The organism is Leclercia sp. M50, assembly GCF_037150775.1.
In the GTDB taxonomy this organism is placed as follows: Bacteria; Pseudomonadota; Gammaproteobacteria; order Enterobacterales; family Enterobacteriaceae; genus Enterobacter.
In genome coordinates this window covers 1-6,093 of sequence record NZ_JBBCPK010000161.1, presented here as the reverse complement: position 1 = coordinate 6,093, position 6,093 = coordinate 1, and the positions used below count along the sequence as shown (strand labels likewise).

General features: G+C 53.0%; 5 protein-coding genes and 2 tRNA genes. 6 read left to right on the top strand and 1 reads right to left on the bottom strand.

The window, feature by feature from the left end:
- From dacD to WFM46_RS22450, 4 genes are all read left to right on the top strand, one after another.
- Positions 1–1,110 (top strand): serine-type D-Ala-D-Ala carboxypeptidase DacD (dacD, locus tag WFM46_RS22465; protein WP_336998590.1); only part of this gene is annotated, 1,110 nt, incomplete at its 5' end.
- 121 nt (positions 1,111–1,231) lie between these two features.
- On the top strand, positions 1,232–1,705 hold the full coding sequence (gene sbmC / locus WFM46_RS22460) for a DNA gyrase inhibitor SbmC (RefSeq protein WP_336998589.1): 474 nt from the start codon (positions 1,232–1,234) through the stop codon (positions 1,703–1,705).
- 102 nt (positions 1,706–1,807) lie between these two features.
- Positions 1,808–2,866: an FUSC family protein gene (locus WFM46_RS22455; RefSeq protein WP_103180182.1), complete on the top strand. Its 1,059-nt coding sequence runs from the start codon at positions 1,808–1,810 to the stop codon at positions 2,864–2,866.
- A 167-nt stretch (positions 2,867–3,033) separates the two neighbouring features.
- Positions 3,034–3,369 carry a DUF496 family protein gene (locus WFM46_RS22450; protein ID WP_103180181.1) on the top strand — a complete coding sequence of 112 codons (336 nt, stop codon included), beginning with the start codon at positions 3,034–3,036 and terminating at the stop codon, positions 3,367–3,369.
- 109 nt (positions 3,370–3,478) lie between these two features.
- Here the strand turns inward: WFM46_RS22450 and WFM46_RS22445 are convergent.
- Positions 3,479–3,554 (bottom strand) — tRNA-Asn (locus WFM46_RS22445).
- Positions 3,555–3,747: 193 nt separating this feature from the next.
- Between WFM46_RS22445 and WFM46_RS22440 the strand changes: the two genes are divergently transcribed.
- Together WFM46_RS22440 and WFM46_RS22435 are read left to right on the top strand one after the other, a co-directional pair.
- Positions 3,748–5,223: an EmmdR/YeeO family multidrug/toxin efflux MATE transporter gene (locus WFM46_RS22440; RefSeq protein WP_114314540.1), complete on the top strand. Its 1,476-nt coding sequence runs from the start codon at positions 3,748–3,750 to the stop codon at positions 5,221–5,223.
- Between the two features lie 80 nt (positions 5,224–5,303).
- Positions 5,304–5,379 (top strand) — tRNA-Asn (locus WFM46_RS22435).
- The last annotated feature ends 714 nt before the right edge of the window (positions 5,380–6,093 follow it).

Below are 6,093 nucleotides of genomic sequence, written 5' to 3'. Positions count from 1 at the left end.
CTGGCTGCCGACCCGATTAATTATGCGCCGCAGCCGCCAGCTATCCAGGCGGGTTCCTGGGTGCTGATGGACTATACGACGGGACAAATTTTAACGGCGGGCAACGAACATCAGCAGCGCAATCCGGCCAGCCTGACCAAGCTGATGACCGGCTATGTGGTTGACCGCGCGATCGACAGCCATCGCATTACGCCGGACGATATGGTGACCGTAAGCCAGGACGCGTGGGCCAAAGGGAACCCGGTTTTTAACGGCTCCTCGCTAATGTTTTTGAAAGCGGGTGAACGGGTCTCCGTGCGCGACCTCAGCCGCGGACTGATTGTCGATTCCGGGAATGACGCCTGCGTGGCGCTGGCCGATTACGTGGCGGGCGGACAGCCGCAGTTCGTCAATATGATGAATGATTACGTTAAAAAGCTGAATTTGCGCGACACTCACTTTGAAACGGTACATGGTCTCGATGCGCCGGGCCAGCACAGCTCCGCTTACGATCTGGCGGTGCTCTCCCGCGCCATCATCCACGGCGAGCCGGCGTTTTACCATATGTACAGTGAAAAGAGCCTGACCTGGAACGGTATCACCCAGCAGAACCGGAACGGTCTGCTGTGGGACAAGTCGCTCAGCGTGGATGGCCTGAAAACCGGACACACCTCTGGCGCCGGCTTTAACCTGATCGCCTCTGCTGTTGACGGTGAGCGCCGTCTGATTGCTGTCGTCATGGGGGCTGAAAGCCCAAAAGGCCGTGAGGATCAGGCGCGCAAACTGCTCCACTGGGGCCAGCAGAATTTCGATACCGTGCAGATCCTGCATAACGGTAAGCAGGTAGGTAACGAGCGCATCTGGTACGGTGATAAAGAGCGTATCTCGTTAGGTACCGATCGGGACTTCTGGCTGGCACTGCCAAAGGCGGAGCTGCCGAACATCAAGGCGAAGTATGTCCTCGATAAGAAAGAGCTCGAAGCACCGATTGCCGCCCATCAGCGGGTCGGGGAGATCGAACTGTACGATCGCGATAAAGTGGTAGCCCACTGGCCGCTGGTGACGCTGGAGAATGTGGGTAAAGGCGGGATGTTCTCGCGGCTGAGCGACTATCTGCACCATAAGGCGTAGCGCCTGGAGGAGCAGGCTGGCGACAGTGCGAGCCTGCTCCCATAATAGACAGGTCATTATTGTTAAACCGCTTTTTTCTGCATTACAGTGTATGTATATACAGTAAACAATCGGAGACAGCATGGACTACAGCATCACGCACCAGAATAAACGCAAAATTGCCGGTTTTCATATGGTTGGCCCGTGGGAGCAAACCGTTAAGCAGGGTTTTGAACAACTGATGATGTGGGTAGAGGGGCGTCAGATCCAGCCGCTGGAGTGGGTGGCGGTCTATTATGATAACCCTGACGAAGTGCCTGCCGAAAAACTACGCTGCGACACGGTTGTCACCGTGCCGGACGATTTTGTTATCCCTCCCAACAGTGAAGGGGTGATCCTGACCGAAGTGGCGGCAGGCGACTACGCGGTGGCGACGGCCCGCGTTGAGAACCATGATTTCGCCACGCCGTGGAATCGGTTTTTCGACAGTCTGCTTGAGGATGTCGATTACCAGATCGCGCCAAAAGCCTGTTTTGAACGTTATCTGAATGATGGGAATGCCGACGGCTACTGGGATATTGAGATGTTTATTCCGGTACAGAGCCGCATGGCATAACGGTTGCTTAATGCCCACACTTAACAGGGTTTTTCTGCCGGGGAGCACAACTCCGGCAGAAAACGCAGTACAATCAGGGTTTGCCGTAAAGCTGGAGAGCGTGTGCGCCCCGACAAATCTCTAACGCCTTTTGAAATTCGACTGTATCGTCATTACCGCATCGTACATGGATGCCGTATCGCGCTGGCGTTTATCCTCACTTTTTTACTGGTGCGTCTGCTGGCCGTGCCGGAAGGGACATGGCCGCTGATTACCCTGGTGGTCATCATGGGGCCGATCTCCTTTTGGGGGAACGTCGTTCCGCGCGCGTATGAGCGCATTGGCGGCACCATTCTGGGCTCGGCAATGGGGTTAATTGCCCTGAAACTGGAGCTTATCTCTCTGCCGTTGATGCTGCTGTGGTGCGCGGCGGCCATGTTTCTCTGCGGCTGGCTGGCACTGGGCAAACGACCCTATCAGGCGCTGCTTATCGGTATCACCCTTGCGGTGGTGATTGGTGCGCCTACCGGGGATATGCAAACTGCGCTTTGGCGAAGCGGTGATGTGATCCTGGGGTCATTGCTGGCGATGCTCTTTACCGGCATCTGGCCGCAGCGGGCCTTTTTGCACTGGCGTATTCAGATGGCGAACTACGTCACCGCCTTTAATCGGGTCTATCAGGCGGGCTTTTCCCCCAACCTGGTGGAACGACCACGGCTGGAAAAACACCTGCAAACCATCCTCAACGATGTGGTCAAAATGCGCGGTCTGATTACCCCGGCCAGCAAAGAGACCCATATCCAGAAAGCGATCTTTGAAGCGATCCAGACCGTGAGCCGCAATCTGGTCTGCATGCTCGAGCTACAGATCAACGCCCACTGGTCCTCCCGGGCCAGCCATTTTGTGATGCTGAATGCCCGGACCTTAAAAGAGACGCAGCAGATGACACAGCAAACGCTGCTCACTATTGCCCATGCGCTTTATGAAGGCAATCCGCAGCCCATACTGGCGAACACCGAGCGGCTGAACGAAATCGTTGCCGAGCTGCGTCAGCTGATCAACGATCATCACAATGAAAACGTGGCGGAAACGCCCATACACGGCTATGTATGGTTGAGCATGGAACTTGCTCGCCAGCTGGAATTATTGTCACATCTAATCTGCCGGGCATTGCGCAAATAAAAAGCGGCTATGCAGGGTTGTGTTGTCTGCTGCTTCGATTCAGCAGAAATTGAGGTTATGATAGGGACAACGGAAAAATTATTGTCATCAGCAATCGCTGTCAGTAAGGTTAATGCTATCGCGGTTGTTTAAACGAATCCGAATCTCACATTATCAGGGGTGTAAAAATGGAAACAACTAAGCCTTCGTTCCAGGATGTTCTGGAGTTCGTCCGCCTGTTCCGCCGCAAGAACAAACTGCAACGTGAAATCCAGGACGTTGAGAAGAAGATCCGTGACAACCAGAAGCGTGTTCTGCTGCTGGACAACCTGAGCGATTACATCAAGCCAGGCATGAGCGTTGAAGCAATCCAGGGCATCATTGCCAGCATGAAAAGCGACTACGAAGACCGCGTAGACGACTACATCATCAAAAACGCCGAGATCTCTAAAGAGCGTCGCGAGATCTCCAAGAAACTGAAAGTTATGGGCGAGATGAAGCACGCGGAAGCCAAAGGCGAGTAATCACCGCCGAACAGCAAAGCCCTCCGACCTGTCGGGGGGCTTTTTTTGGGCGCCGGTCTACCGTCATCAGAAAAGCAAAAAGCCTGCTCGAAAGCAGGCTTTTTAAATGTGGCTCCTCTGACTGGACTCGAACCAGTGACATACGGATTAACAGTCCGCCGTTCTACCGACTGAACTACAGAGGAATCGTTGTGGAGCGTTATCTTAGCGGCGAAAAAACTTTTGTCAAACCTGATCTTAGTCCGATTCGACCAACTGCCGATTCTGTCACCAGTTTGTCGTAATTCCCTACATATTTTTGTGGGAAATACTTTGCAGGATCTGCATTTCTCCCTCATTATTTGAAATGTAGTTTCAACTTTCTCTTTAAGGTCCACTTTGAACGTCACCTCCGCTTTACGCCAGGCCGTGATGCGCACGCGCTGGTATAGCAAACGCAAGAGCTACAAAGTTCTCTTCTGGCGCGAAATCACCCCCCTTGCCGTGCCTATCTTTCTGGAAAATACCTGTGTACTGCTGATGGGTGTGCTTAGCACTTTCCTGGTCAGCTGGCTCGGTAAAGAGGCGATGGCGGGTGTCGGGCTGGCCGACAGCTTCAATATGGTCATTATCTCCTTCTTCGCGGCGATAGACCTCGGTACCACGGTGGTGGTGGCCTTTAGCCTGGGCAAGCGCGATCCGCGCCGGGCCAGGGCTGCTGCGAGGCAATCGCTGGTGATCATGACGCTGTTCTCCATTGTACTGGCGGCGGTGATCCACTATTTTGGCGAAGAGATTATCGATGTGGTGGCTGGGGAAGCGACCGGAGAAGTAAAAGCTCTGGCGCTGTCGTATCTCGAAATGACGGTGCTCAGCTATCCGGCCGCGGCGATTGCGCTGATTGGCAGCGGGGCGCTGCGTGGGGCAGGGAACACCAAAATTCCGCTGTTGATAAACGGTGGGATGAACATCCTCAACATTCTAATCAGTAGCGTGCTGATTTACGGGCTTTTTTCCTGGGACGGGCTCGGTTTTATCGGGGCCGGTCTGGGTCTGACTATCTCCCGCTACATTGGCGCCATCGCCATTATTGTGGTGCTGGCGGTTGGTTTTAACCCGTCACTGCGCATCAGCCTCAAAAGTTATTTCAAGCCGCTCAACTTCGCCATTATCTGGGAAGTGATGGGGATCGGCGTACCCGCCAGCATTGAGTCGGTGCTGTTCAACGGCGGCAAGCTGTTGACCCAGATGTTCGTGGCGGGAATGGGTACTGACGTGATTGCCGGTAACTTTATCGCCTTCTCCATTGCCGCGTTGATCAACCTGCCGGGTAACGCGCTGGGTTCCGCCTCCACTATCATTACCGGTAAACGGCTCGGGAAAGGGCAGATAGGCCAGGCGGAGCGCCAGCTGCGCCATGTCTTCTGGCTTTCGACAATCGGGCTCACGGCCATTGCCTGGGGCACCGCGCCGTTTGCCAGCCTGATGGCGTCGTTCTACACCCATGAGCAGGATGTAAAAGACGTGGTGGTTATCTTAATCTGGCTGAATGCCGCCTTTATGCCCATCTGGGCGGCGTCGTGGGTGCTGCCTGCCGGGCTTAAAGGGGCGCGGGACGCCCGTTTTGCCATGTGGGTTTCGATGCTCGGGATGTGGGGCTGCCGCGTAGTAGCAGGTTACACCCTGGGGATCATGCTGGGTATGGGGGTGGTGGGTGTCTGGCTGGGGATGTTCCTCGACTGGACGGTTCGTGGCGCGCTGTTCTACTGGCGAATGGTCAGCGGGCGCTGGTTATGGAAATATCCGCGACCTGTGCGTGAAAATGTGGCGGCGATCCCCGCAGAACGGATAGTGAATGCGCAAAGTGGGGAATAAATCGGCAAACGATGCAAAATCTGCATTCTGCCTTTGACAACGCCAGGTGGCATCGTTAATATTCGCCCCGTTCACACGATTCCTCTGTAGTTCAGTCGGTAGAACGGCGGACTGTTAATCCGTATGTCACTGGTTCGAGTCCAGTCAGAGGAGCCAAATTTTAATCTTAAGAGAGCGCAGTGACTCTTAGGATGCTTTAAAGCCAGATTAACCCGGCCATCTGAGTAAGATGGCCGGGTTTTTTGATCTCTGTCGCTTTTGCGGCCTGGTCGGGAACTTTACGCTCCGTTGGCCGTTTCTGATCCCCCATGGTCTCCTTCACTGATACCGCTATTCGCAAGCTCAGCCTCGTAGATAAATCCTTCACATCCGGCAAGTACCCGCGCAGTCAGTTACAACCCTTACTGATATTTTCTTCGAATGCTTAATCCTCGAAAGCTTTTATAGCTTCCTGATAGATCACCTTAAAGAAACAGTCATCACGACCCAGAAATTTCTATTTCCAGATGATTAAGGCGTTATTAAATTACACCAATTATAACGGATAATAACATCTTCGCTTTTGTAGCTGACATAAATAAAGATAAAACAATAATAATATAATTACAGAACTATTAGTAACAATGGCAACGATCTTATTAATACAAATGATTTTATCATCACTGCAATTAATACCAACGAGCATAAGCAGTAATGAGTAATAATTTTAACACCGTCGCCAAACCAGGGGGCAATCTTTGTAATCTGGCATGTGATTATTGTTTCTATCTTAAAAATAATGTGTCCCGTCCTGCCTGTACCGTAATGGATGACGAAACGCTGGGAGCCTATATCCAGAATACCATTGCGTCGACACCCTCTATGAGCGTG